Consider the following 21,066-nt stretch of genomic DNA (forward strand, 5'->3'; position numbering starts at 1 on the left):
TGAAAACGCTTCCTTTCAATTTATTATCCTAATACACTTTAGCGAGTTGAATCGCTAAATTAAAAAGACGTGACATTCCACAATAGTTTGATTATAATAAGTTTATTACTTAAAAATGTATCATACTTTTGAGTTATCTGAAAGTGCCGGATACGCAAAGAAGAGGGGTAAGAGGAATATGAGTCAACAAGATTTAGAAAGCTTACGTAGTCAGATTGACAGCTTAAACTTGGAAATTTTACGTTTAATTAATGAACGTGCAACTGTTGTTGAGGAAATTGGCAAAATTAAAGAAAAGCAAGGCGTGCATCGCTATGATCCATTACGTGAGCGTCATATGCTTGATTTAATTAAGAAAAATAACAATGGCCCATTAAATCAAATGACGGTTGATTATATTTTCAAACAAATCTTCAAAACAGCATTGAAACAGCTGGAGGCAGAAAAGAAAAAAGAATTGCTCGTATCTCGTAAAGAAAAGTCAGAAGATACTGTCATTAATATTAATGGCGAATTAATCGGTACAGGAGCACCTTCATTTGTATTCGGGCCATGTGCTGTAGAATCATATGAGCAAGTAGCTGCAGTAGCCGCTTCAATCCAGGAAAAAGGGCTGAAACTGATCCGCGGTGGAGCATACAAGCCACGTACATCGCCATATGATTTCCAAGGTTTAGGACTGGATGGTCTGAAAATATTGAAAGATGTATCAAAAGAATATGGTTTAGGCGTCATTACGGAAATCGTAACACCGGCAGATTTGGATCATGCATTGGATTATATTGATGTTATTCAAATAGGTGCGCGCAATATGCAAAACTTTGAGCTTTTAAAAGCTGCAGGAGCAACAAATAAGCCTGTATTATTAAAACGTGGTTTAGCTGCCACGATTGATGAATTCATCCATGCGGCAGAGTACATTATGTCTAAAGGGAATGAAAACATAATTTTATGTGAGCGCGGCATTCGTACATACGAAAAAGCGACACGCAACACATTGGATATTTCGGCTGTCCCAATTTTAAAGCAAGAAACACATTTACCGGTTATGGTGGACGTAACACACTCAACAGGACGTCGTGATTTGCTGTTGCCATGTTCAAAAGCGGCAATTGCCATCGGCGCGGACGGTGTAATGGCGGAAGTGCATCCAGATCCGTCAATCGCATTATCGGATCAGCAGCAGCAAATGGATATACCGACATTCAATGCTTACTATGATGAACTTTTAAAATTCATGAAGCAATATGAAGTGACAAAATAATAAATGCTACTGGCTATGCTGAATTTATTCAGCATAGCCATTTCTTTTTATTAAATTTGACGGGAAGTACACGTTAAATTACAATTTTTTTCCAAATAACATATATTTATAAAAAGGAGAAATTGTATGGACCAAAAGATTGCATTAATTACAGGGGCTGCACAAGGGATTGGATTCGAAATTGCAAAGGAGCTTTCCGATAAAGGCGTGAAAGTCATTATTTCCGACAAAAATGAAGAAAAATTAAAACAAGCAATCGAAGAACAGCCGAAATTAAGTTATTTGCTATGTGATGTCAGTGACGAACAACAAATAAAAGAAACGATTGAAACGGTTATCTCACAGTTTGGCGCACTCCATATTGTAATAAACAATGCAGGTTTTCAGCATATTTCCATTATTGAGCAATTTGATACAAAAATATTTGAATTGATGCAAAAGGTAATGGTTGTTGCGCCATTTATTTTCATGAAATATGCATTGCCAATCATGAAACAGCAAAACTTTGGCAGAATAATCAATATTGCCTCCATCAACGGTTTAGTTGGCTTTGAGGGAAAAGCCGGCTACAATACTGCAAAGCACGGTGTCATCGGTCTGACGAAAGTCGCGGCGTTGGAAACAGCCACAAACGGGATAACCGTAAATGCTATTTGTCCTGGCTATGTAGACACGAAACTTGTAAGAAATCAATTTGAAGATTTAGCGAAAACAAGAAATATAGCGGTTGAAGATGTATTGGAGCAAGTACTCTATCCTTTAGTGCCGCAGAAGCGACTGATTGATGTTTCCGAAATTGCCGCATTAGTCGTATATTTATGCAGTGAAGCAGCAAAAGGGATGACAGGACAAGCGATTGTGCTGGATGGAGGATACACAGCCCAATAGTTATAAATAGTTTCAAAAGCTGCTATCATCCCTCAGCACTGTTATTTTGCCAATTGTGAAGAATTAACGAAAAATCTAGTCTTTCACTAGGTTTTCCATTGAAAATGGAAATGAAAGTATTATATGATGAGGCTATACACAACTATTGGATCAACCAATTGTTTAAAAATAAAAATCGTATAGCTTATAAAAAGGGGGAGATTTTTTGACTGTCACAATTTATGATGTTGCACGCGAAGCAAATGTATCGATGGCAACCGTGTCACGCGTAGTGAATGGAAATCAAAATGTTAAGCCAGCAACAAGAAAAAAAGTGCTGGAAGTGATTGAGCGTCTTGAATATCGCCCAAACGCAGTAGCACGCGGCTTGGCAAGTAAAAAAACGACATCTGTAGGAGTCATCATCCCTGACATCTCGAATAATTTAAATGCGGAGCTTGCCCGTGGTATTGAAGATATTGCGACAATGTACCGCTATAATATTATTTTAGCGAATTCAGACCAAAATGAAGACAAGGAGCTATCGTTGCTTGATACGATGCTCGGGAAGCAAGTAGATGGCATCGTAATGATGAGTGAAGAAGTGACGGAAAACATTCAGCGTGCGATAGAAGGTTGTCCAGTGCCGATCGTATTGGCTGGCTCGATCTGCTCTACGGAAAAAATAGCTTCGGTGAACATCGACTATTACAATGCCGCACTTGAAGCTGTTCGGTCGCTTATCGGCAATGGCCATACACGGATTGCATTTGTCTCGGGTCCGCTTCAATATACAGTGAACGGGCAATATAAATTGGCTGCCTATAAAGATGCCCTTCAAAGCGCGAAAATTTTAATTGATGAAGAATTAATCGTTGCCGGTGATGGCTCTTATGATGATGGGTTGGTGAGCTGGGCAAATTTAAGCGAACTGCAGCAGCCGCCTACAGCGATTTTTGTAGGAAATGATGAGCTTGCAATCGGTTTAGTGCACGGCATTCAAGACTGCGGAAAACGTGTCCCGGAAGATGTAGAAATTATTAGCTTTGAAAATTCCAAATTGGCACGTATGGTGCGTCCGCAATTAACGAGTGTCGTATTGCCTTTATATGATATCGGTGCAGTGGCGATGCGCTTATTAACGAAGTACATGAACAAGGAAGAAGTTAATGATCAGCACGTTATTTTACCTCACCGCATAGAGCAACGGGATTCAAGTAAATAAGTAAAACGCCTGCCGCATGTTTGGCAGGCGTTTTGTTTGGATTATTTTACTAATAAAGTGGAGCAATTTGCGTTTTTAGATACGTATGTACTAACGCTTCCAAATACCATTTCTTGCATTGGGTTCAATCCGCGGCAGCCGATGACAACCAAATCGACATTGTTTTGATTTGCATAATTTGAAATCATGCGCCCTGCAGGACCATGAACAATTGTCAATTTAGAATTGCTGTGATTGTTTTTTACATATTCGATTTCACGGGATAATTTCTGGGCATATTGTTCTTCTGTTTGATTGAATGTTCCGGCATGCACCGGATCATTTGCGATTGCTTCTGTAGGAATCGAAGAAATAAGTTCAATAAATGTATCCGCAGCAGCGATGGCTACCGCATCTTTGGCAGCACGCAATGAATTATCCGAACCATCTATAGCTAGTAAAATATGTTTATACATAAAATAACCCCCAATTTTATTGATTCATTCCATTATAGTATAGAATTATAATTTTATACTAGGCAAATAAAAAACTATACAATCTTTTTGAAAAGATTGTATAGCATAAGCTAAGAACGTCTATTTTCTGTACGGATAATATGTAGTGCCTTTTCAAGCATTTGCGAATTTTTTTCTTGGATTTCCGCTTTACGTGGGATTGCTTCATATAGCGGATTTGGGTCATTCCATGTTGGAATAAGCGGGACAGGTGCTTCTTGCTGCCACTTATCGAGCCATGCTTGCGGAAGGGGGCCGCTCGGGGCATTTTGATCTGTCATTTCCGTCCAAATATGTGACCAAGCACGAGGGACGACGCGCCAAATATCATAGCCTCCGCCACCTACAGCAATCCAGCGCCCGTTGCAATATTCATGGGCCAATTTATGTGCAAGCTTCGGAATTTCTTTATAAATATTCATCGTTCCATACAAATGTGTTAACGGATCAAAGTAATGTGCATCTGCCCCATTTTGCGTGAGCACGACATCTGGTTTGAAAAACTCAAATACTTCGCGCATCGATTGCTCGTAAACTTCTAAAAAGCTTTCATCTTCCGTAAAGGCATCTATCGGGAAGTTGAACGATGTACCATAACCCTCTCCATTACCGCGCTCGGTAATATTCCCTGTACCCGGGAACAAGTAGCGACCTGTCTCATGAATCGATAATGTACAAACATTCGGGTCATCATAAAATGACCATTGCACACCATCTCCGTGATGTGCGTCTGTATCCACGTACAATACACGCAGCCCATACTTTTCCTGGATGTATTTAATGGCGACACTGCTGTCATTATAAATGCAAAAGCCGGATGCTCTTCCCCGGAAGCCGTGATGAAGCCCGCCTCCTAAATTCAATGCGTGCTGTGCTTTTCCCTGTAAAACATAGTCGACAGCCTGCAATGTACCGCCTACAAGGAGCGCACTAGCTTCATGCATATTTTGAAACATCGGTGTGTCCTCTGTTCCGATGCCGTATGGTTCGCCCTGTTGAGGGGTCAGCTCGCCATGTCCTGCTTTTTTTACAATTTCGATATATTGCGGATCGTGTGCCAAAGCAATTTCCTCATCTGTTGCGACACGGGCAGGGACGATATCCTCATCCTTAAGAGCACCGATATTTTTCAGTAAATCAATTGTTAAGTGTAATCGTTTATGGTTAAACGGGTGTGTGTCCGAAAATTTGTAAGTGAGCTGATCGGGCGAATAGATAAATACAGCTTTTTTCATAATGTGACGCCAGGCAAATTTGGCCACAGTACATCATAACCTTGCTTTCGCAAATCCTCAATGATGTGCAGCGGATTAATTACTTGTAATCGGACACTTACAATACGTGATTTCAAATTATCGCCATCAGGATAGACAAGAACACTTAATACATTCGCTTTGTTTTCGTGGAATACTTTTGTAATTTCAAAAAGCATGCCTGGCTTGTCGCTTACACGGATATCAATTTTGGAGCCTGGCCGATGTGCGCCTGTTAATTCGATATAAGTGTACAGTAAGTCCGTCGTCGTTACGATACCTACCAGTTCGCCAGCAGATACAATCGGCAAGCAACTAATTTTGGAGTCGTAAAAAGTGAAAGCCACTTCTTCCACAAAATCTAAAGGATGACCTACAATCGGATTTTTGACCATTATTTGCTCGATCGGTGCATCATAGGCTGCAGAATTTGATTCTTGGCGCAAACAAGAGGGCAAAGCATTTTTTATATCATGTTCTGTAATAATACCGACAACGGCATTGTCCTTGTTTACGATCGGCACATGGCGAATCTTTTTTTCGCGCATAAGCCGAACAGCATCATGCACAGTGTTTTCAGGCAGGAGTGTATGTATTTCTGTTTTCATAATTTCTTCGACAATCATTTTTCAATCCCCTTTGCAATAAGAATTAATACATGAAACGACTTCTAAATCGAAGTTTGTCAAATCTTTCGAGTGTCTCCGTTCCAACACGCGACCCAACACGTGCCATTAAACAATTTGCAGGGTGGGACGTTATTTCAGGATCGTCTGTTGCGTAATATTCGAAATTGGCCGAAGTCATCATTCTTTCCATCATATTGCGATAATCCCAAACGGATAGACCGGTACCTTTCAAATCCCAATGCCAATAATATTCAGTAGTAATGACTAAATAATCTTCCATTTGATCATCCAAAAAGGATACTTCGAGCAATTTTTTTCCTGCGCCTGTTCCGCGGAAAGCCGGTATGACTTCAATGGCCCCAAGTTCAATCATATTTGGTATGCGGTCTTCCGCCCAACGCTCCAGCGGGTCGGGGTAAAGGTAGGTGACATAGCCTACGATAATACGTTCCTGTCGTATAATGATAATGCGCCCTTCTTCTAATTTAGCAATCTCGACAAGCGCTGCATGCTGCTGATGTGAAGGTCTAAAGGCTTTCAAATCTTCGTGCAATGTGTAGGAAGCGAGTTTTTCTGAGAGAACGGGACCTTCTACTAAAACTTTACCATTCCTCGTTTCGAATTCAAGACAATAATAATTTTTCACATGATTCATATTCACACCACCTGCTTATGATACACCCATTATACTCTATTTAATGCGAAAATACGCTTAATTTTACAATAAATAACTAAATAATCGGAAAATTAAAAATGTTTTGCTTATTATAGTATTTCTATTGTAAAATGGTTGTGTCACAGGTTCGGCTTTAAGTTAGCATAAAGACGAATCAAGGCATAATTACGCCAAGGCGGAATTGATGGAAAGGGGATTTTCATGGGGATGAAAACAATGGAAAAACTAGCAGTCATTCCAGGGGAACATAATTTAAAAAATTATGGGGAAACAGCTGCAAATCATGATTGGGAAAATACCGAAAAAGCATTTTCCTGGTATGAAACGGGGAAGGTGAATATTGCGCATGAAGCAATAGACCGGCATGTCGAAACACATCGGAAAAATAAAGTTGCTCTTTATTATAATGATGGAATTCGAAAAGAGACATATTCTTTCTTTGATATGAAACGCAACTCCAACAAAGCAGCGAATGTATTGAAGGGAAAGGCAGATTTGCAAAAAGGCGATCGCATTTTTGTATTTATGCCACGTACACCGGAACTTTATTTCAGCTTGCTGGGTGCCTTGAAAATTGGCGCAATTGTAGGACCGTTATTCGAAGCATTTATGGAAGGGGCCGTATATGACCGTCTAATGGACAGTGAGGCAGTTGCTATTGTGACAACGCCAGCACTATTGAACCGCGTACCAGTGGAGAAGCTGCCGCATTTGAAAACAATCTTCGTAGTCGGGGAAAACATCGAAGAAACAGACAAAATTTTAGATTTTAATAAACATTTCAAAGAGGCATCTCAAGATTTTGACATCGAATGGGTCGATAAAGAGGATGGCTCCATTTTGCATTATACATCTGGCTCCACAGGTGCTCCAAAAGGGGTATTGCATGTCCATTATGCAATGGTGCAGCAATATCAAACAGCACAATGGGTACTAGATTTAAAGGATAATGATATTTATTGGTGCACAGCCGATCCGGGGTGGGTGACAGGTACAGCTTACGGTATTTTTGGTCCATGGCTAAACGGTATTACGAATGTGATCATTGGAGGTCGCTTCAGTCCGCAAGCCTGGTATGGCGCAATCGAAGAATATGGTGTAACGGTATGGTACAGTGCGCCAACAGCATTTCGCATGTTAATGGGCGCTGGACCGAATGTTATCGGCCAATATAATCTTTCGTCACTGCGCCACGTATTGTCTGTTGGGGAGCCGTTAAACCCGGAAGTAGTAAAATGGGGAATTGAGACATTAAATCACCGTATTCACGATACATGGTGGATGACTGAAACAGGTGGGCATATGATCTGCAACTACCCGTCGCTTGAAATAAAACCAGGTTCAATGGGAAAACCCGTACCGGGTATTTACGCAACAATTGTTGACGATCAAGGTAATGAAGTACCGCCTTATACAATGGGGAATTTGGCAATCAAAAAAGGCTGGCCTGCAATGATGCGCCAAATTTGGGGAAATAAGGAGCGCTATGATTCATACTTCCTAAAAGGGGAGTGGTATGTTTCGGGAGACTCGGCATATATGGACGAAGAGGGCTATTTCTGGTTCCAAGGCCGGGTAGATGATGTCATCATGACGGCGGGTGAGCGTGTTGGCCCATTTGAAGTGGAAAGTAAACTGCTTGAACATCCTGATGTAATAGAGGCGGGCGTAATTGGAAAACCAGACCCTGTACGGGGCGAAATTATTAAAGCATTTGTTTCATTGCGTGAAGGGGTAGAACCAAGTGAAACGCTCGAAGCGGATATTCGGGAATTTGTAAAAACAGGCTTATCCGCACATGCAGCACCACGCGAGATTGAATTTAAAGACAAGCTTCCAAAAACACGCAGCGGTAAAATTATGCGCCGTGTATTAAAAGCCTGGGAACTTAATCTGCCTGCAGGTGATCTGTCTACAATGGAAGACTAATCCCGTACAATTATACAATTGCATAAAATACTAAGGCGCTTACAAATATGTAGGTGCCTTTTTTTATAGTTTAGGGTAAATAAATAATAGAAAATTTAAAATTATCCATAATTATATAAAAATACAGTTGACTAAATAAATATACATAACTATACTTATTTTTATCTTTTAGAATTCATAAAAATGCTTTTCGTAATATTAAAAATTATGGGGTGACATGATGAAAGCAGGGATTATTGGCGCCACGGGGTATGGCGGGCTAGAATTATTGCGTTTTTTGCATAATCATAAAGAAGTGGAAGAAGTCGGATTATTTACTTCATCTGAAGAGGGAACTTTATTTTCAAGTAAATTTCCGCATTTAACAGATCTTTATAATAAGCCATTATTGAAAATTGATTATGATGCGTTGGCAAAATACGATGTTGTATTTGCAAGTACGCCATCCGGAGTATCGAGCACATTATTTCCGCCGTTAATCGGGTTAGGTCCAAAACTAATCGATTTATCAGGGGATTTTCGATTGAAAAATCTAGCAAGCTATGAAACTTGGTATAAAAAACCGCCGGCACCGGAGAAAATCGTTGAAAAAAGCGTATATGGTTTAACAGAATGGAATGAAGCGGCCATAAAAAAGGCTGTTTTGATAGCAAATCCCGGCTGTTATCCGACTGCAGTGCTATTATCTATTTTGCCTCTTATTAAGCACCGGCTTATCGATCCGAACTTTTTGGTTATCGATGCGAAAAGCGGAATATCCGGTGCAGGCAACAAGCCATCACAAGCAACGCATTACAGCGAAGCAAATGAAAACTTCTCGATTTATAAAATTAATGAGCATCAGCATATACCTGAAATTGAACAGGCGGTTTCGATGTTTGGCGGTGTTGATATAAATATTACGTTTAATACACATTTAGTGCCGATGACGCGCGGAATTTTAACGACCTCTTATGCACAGGTAACGGAAGGTGCAACAGGAAAGCAATTAATCGATTGTCTGACAGCTGCATATGAGGATCATCCATTTGTCCGTGTCATTCAAGAGGCTTCCTCTATAGGCACAAACCGTGTAAAAGGTTCGAATTATTGCGATATTTATGTGAAGCTTGACGAACGGACAAATCGGGCGACCATTATTGGCGTCATCGATAATTTAGTAAAAGGAGCTGCCGGTCAAGCGATTCAAAATATGAATGTGCAATTTGGTTTACCGCAGCAAACTGGCTTACAGCTTGTACCATACTTTATTTAATCATTAGGAGGGGCATTATATGGCATCAACAATTGAAATGAAAAAACTATCCAGCAAAAATATTGTATCACCGAAAGGATTTACCGCAGCAGGGGTTCATTGCGGCATTAAACATAAGAAAAAGGATTTGGCCATTTTGCTGAGTGAAGTGCCGGCAAGTGTGGCAGGCGTGTTTACAACAAATGCCGTACAGGCCGCACCGATAAAAGTGACGAAAGAAGTTGTGTATGAAACGAAAAAAATGCAGGCGGTCATCGTCAATTCCGGCAATGCGAATGCCTGCACAGGGAAACAAGGTTTGGCGGATGCGTATGAAATGCAGCAACTTGCAGCATATAAGTTCGGTATTGAGGCAAATTTAGTCGGAGTTGCTTCTACAGGGGTAATTGGTGAAATTATGAAAATGGAGCCTGTGAAAAAAGGTATTGATCTGTTAAATCCACAATCCAAACTCGAAAACGGCATTGATTTTTCGCAGGCGATCATGACGACAGATACTGTGATGAAAAATACGACATATTCCACAATTATTGACGGCAAGGAAGTATTGGTTTCAGGAACGGCTAAAGGTTCTGGCATGATTGAGCCAAATATGGCGACAATGCTCGGCTTTATTACGACAGATGCAAATATTGAATCAGAGGAGCTGCAAAAGGCGCTATCCAGTATAACGGATTGCACATTCAACTCGATTACGGTCGATGGCGATACATCAACGAACGATACAGTCATAGTGATGGCAAACGGCTTAGCGGGAAATGAGCCTTTGACGCCTGCACATCCCGATTGGGAGAACTTTTACACAGCATTGCGCCTAGTTGCAGAAGATTTAGCAAAATCAATCGCGCGTGATGGAGAAGGAGCGACAAAATTAATTGAAGTTGAGGTGGATGGTGCTATTTCAGATGAGGAGGCGCGTAAAATAGCAAAGACTGTTGTAGGTTCCCCTCTCGTAAAAACAGCGGTGTTCGGATGTGATGCGAACTGGGGGCGTATTATAGCGGCAGTCGGCTATTCAGGCGCCATCGTGGATCCGGATAAAATCACGATCAAAATCGGTGGGGCGACAATGGTCGAAAATGGTGAACCGATTAAGTTTTCGGAAGAAGCATTGATCGAGATATTGAAGCAGCATGAAGTAAAAATTTATGTGTCTTTAGAGGTTGGGGAAGGACACGGGTTTGCATGGGGGTGTGATTTAACTTATGACTATGTCCAAATCAACGCTTCATACCGCTCATAAAATGGTCATTAAGCTTGGGGGAAGCACATTGGAAGGTCTTAACATGGCCTTCTTCCGCAATTTCAAAGCACTTCAAGATCAAGGGATTCAACTGATTATTACACATGGAGGCGGACCAGCGATTAACCGCGAATTAGCTGCTGCCGGAATTGAATCGCATACAGTGAATGGGCTGCGTGTAACGAATGAAGAAATGATTGAAATTGTGCAATCTACATTGATCGGCAAAGTAAATCCGGCTTTAGTTCATGAGTTGCATGCCGCGGAAATTCCCGCCATCGGATTAAATGGATTTGATAATGGACTGCTGGAAAGTGAATTTTTGGACTATGATGTATACAAATATGTGGGGGAAGTTAAGAAGGTGAATATCGGTGTATTAAATACATTGACAGATGCAGGCATAGTCCCTGTGATTGCATGCATTGGCGCAACAGAAGAAGGGCAGGCGCTTAATATTAACGGGGATACAGTAGCTTGTGAAATTGCGTTGGCAGTCGGTGCAGATTGCTTATTGCTCGTTACAGACGTGGCGGGCGTTCGCATTAACGATGAATATCAGAAAGAAGTGACCCCAAGCCTAATTGGGCAATGGATTGAAGAAGGGCATATTTATGGAGGAATGATCCCAAAAGTTCAAGGCGCCTTAAATTGTTTGCATGCGGGAATTCCGTCCGTCCAAATTGTCAACGAAACATTAACCGGTACGACTATTTTAAGTGAGGAGCTAGTAAAATGAGTGCATTGTTTCAAAATTATGCAAGAAGACCTTTCGCGATTGTCGAAGGGAAAGGAACAGAAGTATTCGATGAATCGGGGAAGCGTTATTTGGATTTTACGAGCGGCATTGCTGTTTGCAGCTTAGGGCATGCCTACCCGGCGATTGTAGAGGCGATTCAAAAGCAAAGTGAAAAACTTTGGCATATTAGCAACTTATTCGAAAGTCCGGGCCAAGAAAAACTGGCGGCATCTTTAGTTGAAGATTTGCATGTATCTTATGCTTTCTTCTGCAATAGCGGAGCAGAGGCAAATGAGGCTGCCATTAAACTTGCACGTAAACATACAGGAAAGCATAAGATTATTGTTTTCGAACAAAGCTTCCATGGGCGTACATTTGGAGCAATGAGTGCGACAGGCCAAGACAAAGTGCGCAACGGCTTCGGGCCTTTAGTAAGTGAATTTGTCACATTGCCATTTAATGATGCAGAGGCATTGAAGGCGGCGGCAAATACAGAAACTGCTGCCATTATGCTTGAATTGATTCAAGGTGAGGGCGGGGTTAACCCGGTGACCGATGATTTCGCCCAGGCAATTCATGATATCCAGCAATCAACGGATATTTTAGTCATTGCCGACGAAGTGCAAACAGGAATCGGGCGTACCGGAACACGTTTTGCATTTGAACAAACCGTACTGAAGCCGGATATTATTTCGATGGCGAAAGGTCTCGGGAGCGGTTTTCCGATCGGGGGCATACTTGGTACGGCTGAACTGTTTGATACATTTAATGCAGGGACACATGGCACGACATTCGGCGGGAATCCACTAGCGGTTGCAGTGGCGCAAACGGTTGTCGACCATATATTTAACGATGCATTTTTAGGGAGTGTAAAGCAAAAATCGAGCTATTTTGCCAGTAAGCTTCAACAAGCTTTTCCGGAACAGCAGTATGCGATCCAAGGAAAAGGGTTAATGCTTGGTCTAAGCTTAGGCGGCGAAGATGTGGCGCCATATGTAACAGCTTTAGATGAAGCTGGGCTGTTGACTGTTGCAGCAGGGCCGAAAGTTATACGATTATTGCCTCCTTTAACTGTAAGTGAACATGAAATAGATGAGGCTGTTTCTATACTAAAGACTGTATTGAAGAAAGAAAAAATTCCGAATATTTAACGCAAAAAAAATCCCGCCAACTTCTATGACACATCGTTGGCGGGATTTTTATTTTGTTTATATATTATTCTGCTGATGTTTCGTCTGAATCGGTTTCAATATTTTCCGGTTCTTCTATTACTTCCCCAGGAACGATATTGTCATCAACTTCAGGAGGGGCAACATCGATAATTTCTCCGACTTCATTTGAATAGCCGGATTCCAGCCCTGTAATATCAACAGCGACTACTACATATCTAACTCCGGGCGAAACAGTCATTTGGAACCCTTCGAATGACTTTAATGATCGCACGAGAGATGTTCCCTCATTTGTAATACTATAAACCCGATAGCCGACGACATCGTTTGACGTAGAGGCGGTCCATGATAACGAACCATTCGCCAATGTAGCAAAAACAGCTTCCGGGCGGGCACCATCCGCTCCGAACGAGGCACCGGATACGACGCCTTTGCCCGAACTGAATGGCAGCAGCTTTGACGCATCCCCGCCAAGCTTGCCAAGCATGCGGTCAATGAATGTCTGATTTAACCCATAGCCGCTCATTTGTACAAATTCCGTCGGTGTTGTCGGCAATGCCGCATATGTGCTTCCGTTTATTACGACAGAAGTGGACGATACGAAACTATCATCCGGCTGTGTTGGCAAAAATACGTTTTTGTTAAACAGGTCAGAGCTTATTAAACCAGCGTTAGCGCATGAAGAAGATGATGCTAAACCTGAAATGCCGCAAAATGACTGTGTCACGACGCCATCTGGTTTTTTGAATGCATCCTTTGTTCCAATCAATTCCGGGTCGATGTCGTAAAGCGTGTTCAAATAATTAGCCCATAAGCGATTCACCCGATTACTAGGGTGCTGATAACGATTATTAAATGCATACAATGTGCGCGGCTTGTCATATCCTAACCAAACACCGAACGATATATTTGGATTGTAGCCGACTAGCCAAACATCTTTATGATCTTGTGTCGTACCTGTTTTTGCAGCAAAGTCAGATGAGAACTTGAGCTGGCTTTTCGCTAATGTCGCAGTGCCGCCTTGTTTAAGTACATCGCGCAGCATATCTGTCATCATATAGGCTGTTTCAGGCGCGAATACTTCCACCGGCTCTACCTCATGCTCGTATACGATATTGCCGTCCAAATCTTCAATGCGTTCAATCATATAGGCATCGATAAATTGGCCACCATTGGCAAATGTAGTATAGGCATTTGTATTCTCTTCTACAGTTGCCCCGTGAGTAATACCGCCGATCGCTGTAGAAAGATGGACATAATCTCCTTCAGTTAACTTGGAGAAGCCCATTTTTTCCAAATATGCGGCAGGACGACGATCCAAAATGGAATCATATAAGCGCAGCAATGCCAAGTTTTGCGATGAAGCAACTGCTTGACGCGCTGATATTATTCCTAATTCTTGTGTCGGAATATAGTTGACAGGTTCATAGTTGTCATAATTACGCTTGAATTTCACGTCCACAACAGGGCTGCCTGCACCGATGACGCCATATTCCAGTGCTGGTGCATATGCAAGCAATGGCTTCATCGTCGAACCGTTTGAACGATATGCCTGTGTGGCGTGGTTTAACTGTTCGAGTTCATGGTCGCGACCTCCGACGAAGCTTAAAATACGGCCCGTTTTATTCTCAATGATGATGCTTCCCGTTTGGACAGGAACATCGACCTCGATTTCTTCGCCTGTTTCAGGATCTTTCTCCTTTTTCTTATATGTTTGGCCATATAATGTGAATTCTTCCGTTACTTTTTGCATTGCATCATACATTTCTTTATTGATTGTCGAGTAAATGCGATAGCCGCCAGACCGGATTGTGCGGTCTGCTAAAATTGTATATTTTTCGTTTAAGCTCGTTTCTTCTTTTAAACGATCAGGGTCAATCCCGTCGTTTTCAGCGAGCATTTTCGCGAAAATTTCCTTTGCGCGTGCCTCAAGCTCAGCAGTCAACCAAGGATATTTGTCTTCAGGACGCTCCTCATAGCCTTTAAAATCCTTCGTAATCTCATAGACAACGGCTTCGTTATATTCTTTTTCAGTAATATAGCCCGCTTCCTGCATGCGATGCAATACCGTTTTCATCCCCTCCGCGCTTTTTTGCTCCCCTTTATTAGTGAACGGTGTGTATTTAAATGGCGCTTGCGGGATTCCGGCAATGTAGGCAGCTTGCGGTAAATTTAACTTGGATGCTGGAATGCCGAATATCCCTTGTGCGGCCGTTTCAATTCCGGCGATATTTCGACCGGAAGAGTTTCGGCCATATGGAATGATATTTAAGTATGCTTCTAAAATTTCTTCTTTTGTCATGAAATGTTCAAGACGGTAAGCAAGCAGAATTTCTTTTGCTTTACGCTCGTATGAAACTTCATTCGTCAGTATTTGGTTTTTGATTAATTGCTGTGTCAGTGTTGAACCGCCTGTTTGTGTAGAGGAGTTGGATACATCCTGCAGTAAACCGCGCAATACGGCTTTTGGCACAATCCCCTCATGTTCGCGGAAATATTCATCTTCTGTAGCAAGAACAGCATTAATGACGGTTGGCGATATATTAGCAAGCGATGTTTCACGTCGGTCCAAATCTGTTCGGATTTTTCCTATGTAAATATCGTTTGCAAAATAAATTTCACTTGTTTCTTCATAGCTGAAAATTTGTTCGCGCATTTCTTCTTTTGATCGCAAAGGCTCATCTTTTGTTAATGATGCGAAGTAACCTGCGCCTACACCCCCAACAAAGAAGAGGGCAGTTGCTATAGAAATAATCGCTAATAGTGTTAAATTCCAAAATACGCTGCCTGTAATGCGTAAGTAGCGCATCGGTTTTGAAGAAGCAAGGAATTCGATATTTTTATTTAATTTTTCAAGCCATTCTCTCACATCATCGACCTCCTAAAATCTTGTTTATTATAGCATATTTGTCGTATAAACGAATATAATTATTGACATCATCTATTTTCTAGGTAGAATAGAAATATAAATTTTCATGCAAAGAAGAGTTTGCAGTAGTGAATGTGCTCACTGAGTAGAGAGCTGGCGGTTGGTGAAAGCCGGTCATAGCGCATTTATGAATTACGTGCTTGGAGCATGAACGGATCGTCGCGATAAAGACGCTTAAAGTGGAAGGAAGGTTTTATTTTTCTTCAAGCCGGGTGGTACCGCGTTAAATGATAATTTGACGTCCCTGCATGCATTTGCGTGTAGGGGCTTTTTTTATTTCCTTACATAGCGAATAACAACACATGTAAAAGGAGAGAAACAACATGACAAACGAATTGCTGCAAGATTTAGAATGGCGCGGTTTGCTATACCAGCAAACTGATGCGGAAGGAATGGAAAAGCTTCTTAATGAGCAAAAGGTTTCCTTATATGTTGGGGTTGACCCGACAGCAGATTCAATGCATATCGGTCATATCGTGCCATTATTAACTTTACGCCGCTTCCAAAAAGCAGGCCATAAGCCGATTTTATTAGTCGGTGGCGCGACAGGCACAGTAGGGGATCCATCTGGCCGTTCCGAAGAGCGCCAATTGCAAACGATGGAGCAAGTAGAGAAAAACGTCCAAGGTCTTAAAAAGCAAATGGAACGTTTATTCGACTTCTCATCACATACCGAAAATGGCGCTGTATTAGTTAACAACAATGATTGGGTCGGTCCGATGACATTAATCGATTTCCTGCGAGACTACGGGAAATTGATTAACGTGAACTACATTTTAAATAAAGATACTGTCGCATCACGCCTAGACTCGGGTATTTCATTTACGGAATTTGCTTACACATTAATTCAAGGAATCGACTTCAACCATTTATACGATCACCATAATGTGCGTATTCAAGTAGGCGGCTCGGATCAGTGGGGCAATATTACAACGGGCTTGGAAATGATTCGTAAAACACATGACGAAAACGCAAAGGCATTCGGTATTACGATTCCGCTTGTAACGAAAGCTGACGGTACAAAATTCGGTAAGACTGCTGGTGGCGCGGTATGGCTGGATGCTGCGAAAACGTCTCCATACGAGTTCTATCAATTCTGGATTAACACAGCCGATGCCGACGTAGTGAAATACTTGAAAATCTTCACATTCCTGACACGCGAAGAAATTGAAGGCTTGGCGGCAAGCGTGGAAGAAGAGCCGCATTTGCGGAAAGCACAAAAAGCACTGGCTGAAGAAATGACAAGCCTTATCCATGGTGAAGAAGGCTTAGAGGCAGCAGAACGTATTACAAAAGCATTATTCTCAGGCGATTTAAAAGCATTATCAGTGGAGGAAATGAAAGTGGCCTTTGCTGGTGTGCCTTCTGTGGAAGTTGCAAAGGAAGATAAAAACATCGTGGAATTAATCGTGGAGGCGGGAATTTCATCTTCAAAGCGACAAGCACGTGAAGATGTAACGAACGGCGCGATTAGCGTGAATGGAGAAAAGATTACAGATTTAGAATATGTAATCGATGTAAAAGATCGTTTGGAGGATGCGTTTTCCATTATCCGACGTGGCAAGAAAAAATACCATATGGTGAAGTTCGTATAATTAACAAAAACGTCTTGGAAAGAAGCTTTCCAAGACGTTTTTTTAAAAGGAATTTCTGCTTTCATAAAGAATGTATAGGAGAGGGGGAAGTTGGATGGAGAAGAAATCATACATTGGAAAAATTGCAATGGCGATTTTTGTATTGCTCGTTGCGGGTCATTTTGCGGTTATATTTTTGTTAATGACTGCGCTTAGCGGCAAGGTTCATTACATACCGTTAATTATCGCGGCTGCGGCCATTTTATATATTGGTTTTGTCCTTCAAATTTTTGATGTGTTTTATAAAAAGAGTAAACGAGTGAAGATTTTTTGGATCATCGCTGGAATAATTTTAGCCGTTTGTTCGATCCAGCCGATGTATAAATGGATCGATAGCCGGGTGCCGACTGTTGATGCAGAAGTCGATATTTATCAATATGAGCCATTCACGGATCGTAATAAATTAGTGCAATTGGAACAAGCACCTAAGCTAAAATTGGAGGAGCCTTTGCCGAAAATCGATGGGGCAACAGCTTTGTATCCATTGTATGCCGCGATCACGCAGCATCTTTATCCTAATAAAGAATACAATCCATATAATAGTGAAGTGATGGTCAATCAGACACATGAAGCGTATACAAATTTGATTTTAGGCAATACGGACATGATTTTTGTGGCGGGCCCTTCAGATCAGCAAGTGAAGCATGCGGAGCAAAATGGGATTAAGCTGCACCTAACACCGATAGGCAAAGAAGCATTCGTCTTTTTTGTAAATAGCAAAAACGGCATTGATAATTTATCGCTCGAACAAATTAAAGGAATATATACCGGGGAAATAACAAATTGGTCTGAGGTGGGCGGGAAAGACGATGCGATACGGGCTTTCCAAAGACCACAAGATAGCGGATCCCAAACGGCTTTGCAACGTTTAATGGAAAATACGCCATTAATGGAAGCGCCTAGTGAGGATATTGCCACAGGAATGGGCGGGATTATTAATGAAGTGTCCCAATATAAAAATTATAGAAATGCAATCGGCTACACATTCCGCTATTATTCGAATGAAATGGTAAAAAACAAAGAAATCAAACTATTGGAAATTGACGGAATTGCGCCGACTAGAGAAACCATTCGCACTAATACGTATCCAATCGCTTCTGAATTTTATATCGTAACAGCGGGCGAACCGACTGGGAATGTAAAGGCAGTAATTGATTGGGTGCTGTCAGATGAGGGGCAAGCGCTAGTTGAAAAAGCTGGCTATGTATCTCTTTCTTCAATTGAATAACGAGAAAGGATGATGCTACTTAAAGAGCAATAACTTTGAATCACCTTAAAAATATCAGTATAATAGAATGTATACATTTTTTTAGGGGGACATTATTTTGAATGAGCAATTAACAGAAGCAGTCGATGATCGGCATGCCATTTTAAGTATTGCTGCCAAACCCCGTGATACTATTCGTTATGTTTTAACAACAAAAAGGTTATCGTATTTCATTATCGTTGGTATTATCGGGATGTTTGCTAGCAACTTAATCGGCTTTATTGGTTCAGAATTCACAGGAGAGTATACGTTAGGGGACATTGTATATTCAACGTTTTTAACAAGTCTATTGTTATATTTCCTTTCCACAGCAATGTCGGCGGGAGTATTGACTATATCAGCGAAAGCTTTTGGCGGGACAGGGAAGTTTAAAGAAATGTTCCGAATGATGAGTATGACGATGATTCCTTATATTTGGATTTTGCCGATTGTTTTATTTTGGATGCAGTTTGCTCCGCAATCATTTTTTGATATACCATATATCGCCCCTGGGATGAGCGATTATATTTTGCAATTTATTTGCGGGACATTTATTATTGTGAGCAGCATTTGGACATATGCAATCACGATTGTCGGTATTTCAGAGGTCCACCGCATTTCTAAATGGAAAGCGTTCTTCGCTTCGATTCTTGTATTAATAATTTTAGTGATATTGGCAAAGTACATTGTTTTTTAATAGAATTCCATAATAAAAGGGTCTGCAGAGAGAATAGATGTTTCTCTGTACAGGCCCTTTAAACGCTATTTACATATTATTTATTGCGGGAAATAAACGGGTGCCGTGAGGTCTAACCTATCGTCAATTAATGGCTGTATATTTACCGTTCGCATGGAATCGCCGGGATGATCATTCGTTGGATCGAGGAGGATTTTCAAACAGCTCCTTATATTATGGCTCAGCAAGCAATCGATTTAATGCTTGTTTCAACAGAAGTATTTCGAGTGAGGAAGAAATCGTTTACGATCGAATAGGTTTTTAAAGCATGACTAATTTTTTAGGGGATTCACGCAGAGAAAAGTCTCTTTGTTGTATAATGGCTCGCTTTATGGAATACAAGTATAAAAACCACCAAACACTTGATATACAAGGCTTGGTGGTTTGATTTTGAATCTGTCTGAAGCTCGGAAAAATTAACGTGAGTAGAACTCGCGCTAATAATAAAAGCTAGTGTTCCCAACGGTTGAGAGCATTATTTAGCATACTCAACCCTAGAAACAACCCTAGAACCCATCGAAACCCTCTATTTTAATGCCCCTTTTACGCTATTCAGACTATCACTAAAGGCGGATACGGATTCATGCTCCATCTCTTTGAAGATATGCCCGTACACATCGTAAATCATAGTTGGCGTGTTACCCAGCCGTTCAGCAATTACTTTCACGTTTTGACGATTATTCAAAAGGATAGTAGCGTGTGTATGCCTTAATCCATGCAATGTGATTTTAGGTACTTCCTCGCCCTCCTCATTTAATGTGACAAGCCCTGCAGCCTTTTGTACTCGCCTAAACATATATAACAGTGCGCTATCTGAAATAGGCTCACCCGATTGGTAGGTGATGAACACGAAAGAATTAGGCGTGAAGCGTGTTCCAAAAGCGAGCATGATTTGCTTACACCATGTTTGATAGGTTTTAAGCTGCTTCATTATCATTTCATCCATCGGGATTGTGCGATAGCTATTTTTTGTTTTTGGTGCGCGTGCGCCTTTTGTGTCGCGTGTGCGCTCAATTGTGATAGTAGAGTTTTCAAAGTCGATGTTTTTCCACTGAAGACCGCACGCTTCGCCGCGTCGCATACCGCTATAAGCTAGGGTTAAAAGGTACGTGTAGTTTGTGACGTGTTCAGTTTCCTTTGCTGTTTCAAGTAGCAGCTTTAATTCAGCAGGCGTTAAAAAGTTCAAAGGTTCTTTTTCTTGAGAATCTGACTTATTACCACCTATTTTCACGTCTTTAATTCGATTTTTATCTAAAACTTCCTCTTTTATAGCAGCGTTGATAGCAATTTTAAAAAGGTTATGCAGCAGCTTCACCGTAGCAGGCTTGTACTGCTTTTCTAACACTTGTATATACGCTTTTTGATAGGTAGCGCGGTCTAGCTTTTGCAGCTTAAAATGCCCCAGTAATGGTTTCATATTTAATCGAATTGCCATCTCTCGTTGCTTACGTGTAGTTACTTCCCAATCGCTATGATTCATCTCGTGCCATTTATCAAGCCATTGTGATACAGTTAAATTGTCGTTATTAATAAGAGTAGTTTCGCCGCGCACAATTGCCGCTTTTACTTCTAGTAAAGCCTTTAGCGCGGCTTTTTCTGTTTTAAAGTCACTACCGCGCTTCTCTTTTTGTTTACGTGTCAGCTCGTCTGTATAGCGGTAGCGGTACATATAACGCTTTTGCCCTTCACTATTCATGTAATAGTAGATGTGCTGCTCTTTCGTTTTGTGTAGCTTCATAAATCATTCATTCCTTTCATTTGCTCGGCAGCGTGCTTGA

At 41.3% G+C, this 21,066-nt stretch carries 18 protein-coding genes and 1 other annotated feature; of the genes, 12 read left to right on the forward strand and 6 right to left on the reverse strand.

Annotation, left to right across the window (positions count from 1 at the left end):
* The first annotated feature begins 178 nt into the window (after positions 1 to 178).
* The 3 genes from ACTHOQ_RS09280 to ccpA all read left to right on the forward strand — a co-directional run bounded on the left by ACTHOQ_RS09280 (position 179) and on the right by ccpA (position 3,356).
* A complete protein-coding gene (locus ACTHOQ_RS09280; protein WP_440495682.1) occupies positions 179 to 1,264 on the forward strand; it encodes a bifunctional 3-deoxy-7-phosphoheptulonate synthase/chorismate mutase in 1,086 nt (361 codons plus the stop codon).
* Positions 1,265 to 1,390: 126 nt separating this feature from the next.
* On the forward strand, positions 1,391 to 2,152 hold the full coding sequence (locus tag ACTHOQ_RS09285; protein WP_440495684.1) for a 3-hydroxybutyrate dehydrogenase: 762 nt from the start codon (positions 1,391 to 1,393) through the stop codon (positions 2,150 to 2,152).
* A 205-nt stretch (positions 2,153 to 2,357) separates the two neighbouring features.
* The gene (gene ccpA, locus ACTHOQ_RS09290) at positions 2,358 to 3,356 is read left to right on the forward strand and encodes a catabolite control protein A (RefSeq protein ID WP_440495685.1); all 999 of its coding nucleotides are present in this window, start codon (positions 2,358 to 2,360) and stop codon (positions 3,354 to 3,356) included.
* A gap of 41 nt (positions 3,357 to 3,397) precedes the next feature.
* On the opposite strand, the gene ACTHOQ_RS09295 is transcribed toward ccpA, so the two are convergent.
* From ACTHOQ_RS09295 to ACTHOQ_RS09310, 4 genes are all read right to left on the reverse strand, one after another.
* Complete coding sequence (locus ACTHOQ_RS09295; RefSeq protein WP_440495687.1) at positions 3,398 to 3,811, reverse strand: universal stress protein; 414 nt, start codon at positions 3,809 to 3,811, stop codon at positions 3,398 to 3,400.
* A gap of 110 nt (positions 3,812 to 3,921) precedes the next feature.
* Positions 3,922 to 5,085 carry an acetoin utilization protein AcuC gene (locus ACTHOQ_RS09300; RefSeq protein ID WP_440495688.1) on the reverse strand — a complete coding sequence of 388 codons (1,164 nt, stop codon included), beginning with the start codon at positions 5,083 to 5,085 and terminating at the stop codon, positions 3,922 to 3,924.
* Positions 5,082 to 5,729 carry an acetoin utilization AcuB family protein gene (locus ACTHOQ_RS09305; RefSeq protein ID WP_440495690.1) on the reverse strand — a complete coding sequence of 216 codons (648 nt, stop codon included), beginning with the start codon at positions 5,727 to 5,729 and terminating at the stop codon, positions 5,082 to 5,084. Before ACTHOQ_RS09305 ends, ACTHOQ_RS09300 begins: the two co-directional genes overlap by 4 nt.
* 25 nt (positions 5,730 to 5,754) lie before the next feature.
* Positions 5,755 to 6,387 carry a GNAT family N-acetyltransferase gene (locus ACTHOQ_RS09310; protein ID WP_440495691.1) on the reverse strand — a complete coding sequence of 211 codons (633 nt, stop codon included), beginning with the start codon at positions 6,385 to 6,387 and terminating at the stop codon, positions 5,755 to 5,757.
* 222 nt (positions 6,388 to 6,609) lie between these two features.
* Between ACTHOQ_RS09310 and acsA the strand changes: the two genes are divergently transcribed.
* The 5 genes from acsA to argD all read left to right on the forward strand — a co-directional run bounded on the left by acsA (position 6,610) and on the right by argD (position 12,725).
* Complete coding sequence (gene acsA, locus ACTHOQ_RS09315) at positions 6,610 to 8,337, forward strand: acetate--CoA ligase (RefSeq protein WP_440495692.1); 1,728 nt, start codon at positions 6,610 to 6,612, stop codon at positions 8,335 to 8,337.
* A 220-nt stretch (positions 8,338 to 8,557) separates the two neighbouring features.
* Complete coding sequence (gene argC, locus ACTHOQ_RS09320) at positions 8,558 to 9,592, forward strand: N-acetyl-gamma-glutamyl-phosphate reductase (RefSeq protein WP_440495693.1); 1,035 nt, start codon at positions 8,558 to 8,560, stop codon at positions 9,590 to 9,592.
* Between the two features lie 19 nt (positions 9,593 to 9,611).
* Entirely contained in the window at positions 9,612 to 10,835 is a 1,224-nt protein-coding gene (argJ, locus tag ACTHOQ_RS09325) for a bifunctional ornithine acetyltransferase/N-acetylglutamate synthase (RefSeq protein WP_440495695.1), read from the forward strand.
* Positions 10,798 to 11,574, forward strand: a complete 777-nt coding sequence (argB, locus tag ACTHOQ_RS09330; protein ID WP_440495696.1) for an acetylglutamate kinase — start codon at positions 10,798 to 10,800, stop codon at positions 11,572 to 11,574. The genes argJ and argB overlap by 38 nt, the downstream gene beginning before the upstream one ends.
* Complete coding sequence (argD, locus tag ACTHOQ_RS09335; RefSeq protein ID WP_440495697.1) at positions 11,571 to 12,725, forward strand: acetylornithine transaminase; 1,155 nt, start codon at positions 11,571 to 11,573, stop codon at positions 12,723 to 12,725. Before argB ends, argD begins: the two co-directional genes overlap by 4 nt.
* A 64-nt stretch (positions 12,726 to 12,789) precedes the next feature.
* Here argD and ACTHOQ_RS09340 read toward each other — a convergent pair whose 3' ends face one another.
* Positions 12,790 to 15,612: a transglycosylase domain-containing protein gene (locus ACTHOQ_RS09340; RefSeq protein ID WP_440495698.1), complete on the reverse strand. Its 2,823-nt coding sequence runs from the start codon at positions 15,610 to 15,612 to the stop codon at positions 12,790 to 12,792.
* A gap of 102 nt (positions 15,613 to 15,714) precedes the next feature.
* Positions 15,715 to 15,921 (forward strand) — a binding site (T-box leader).
* A 74-nt stretch (positions 15,922 to 15,995) separates the two neighbouring features.
* Here ACTHOQ_RS09340 and tyrS point away from each other — a divergent pair.
* The 4 genes from tyrS (at position 15,996) to ACTHOQ_RS09360 (ending at position 19,545) form a co-directional block, all read left to right on the forward strand.
* Positions 15,996 to 17,267: a tyrosine--tRNA ligase gene (gene tyrS, locus ACTHOQ_RS09345; protein WP_440495699.1), complete on the forward strand. Its 1,272-nt coding sequence runs from the start codon at positions 15,996 to 15,998 to the stop codon at positions 17,265 to 17,267.
* 94 nt (positions 17,268 to 17,361) lie between these two features.
* The gene (locus tag ACTHOQ_RS09350; RefSeq protein WP_440495700.1) at positions 17,362 to 18,534 is read left to right on the forward strand and encodes a PstS family phosphate ABC transporter substrate-binding protein; all 1,173 of its coding nucleotides are present in this window, start codon (positions 17,362 to 17,364) and stop codon (positions 18,532 to 18,534) included.
* Positions 18,535 to 18,631: 97 nt separating this feature from the next.
* Entirely contained in the window at positions 18,632 to 19,249 is a 618-nt protein-coding gene (locus ACTHOQ_RS09355) for a YIP1 family protein (protein ID WP_440495701.1), read from the forward strand.
* Between the two features lie 167 nt (positions 19,250 to 19,416).
* Positions 19,417 to 19,545 carry a hypothetical protein gene (locus tag ACTHOQ_RS09360; RefSeq protein WP_440495702.1) on the forward strand — a complete coding sequence of 43 codons (129 nt, stop codon included), beginning with the start codon at positions 19,417 to 19,419 and terminating at the stop codon, positions 19,543 to 19,545.
* Positions 19,546 to 19,814: 269 nt separating this feature from the next.
* Here the strand turns inward: ACTHOQ_RS09360 and ACTHOQ_RS09365 are convergent, their stop codons facing one another.
* A complete protein-coding gene (locus ACTHOQ_RS09365; RefSeq protein ID WP_440495704.1) occupies positions 19,815 to 21,026 on the reverse strand; it encodes a site-specific integrase in 1,212 nt (403 codons plus the stop codon).
* Positions 21,027 to 21,066 lie beyond the last annotated feature (40 nt).

Source organism: Solibacillus silvestris (assembly GCF_051967575.1).
GTDB lineage: Bacteria > Bacillota > Bacilli > Bacillales_A > Planococcaceae > Solibacillus > Solibacillus silvestris_B.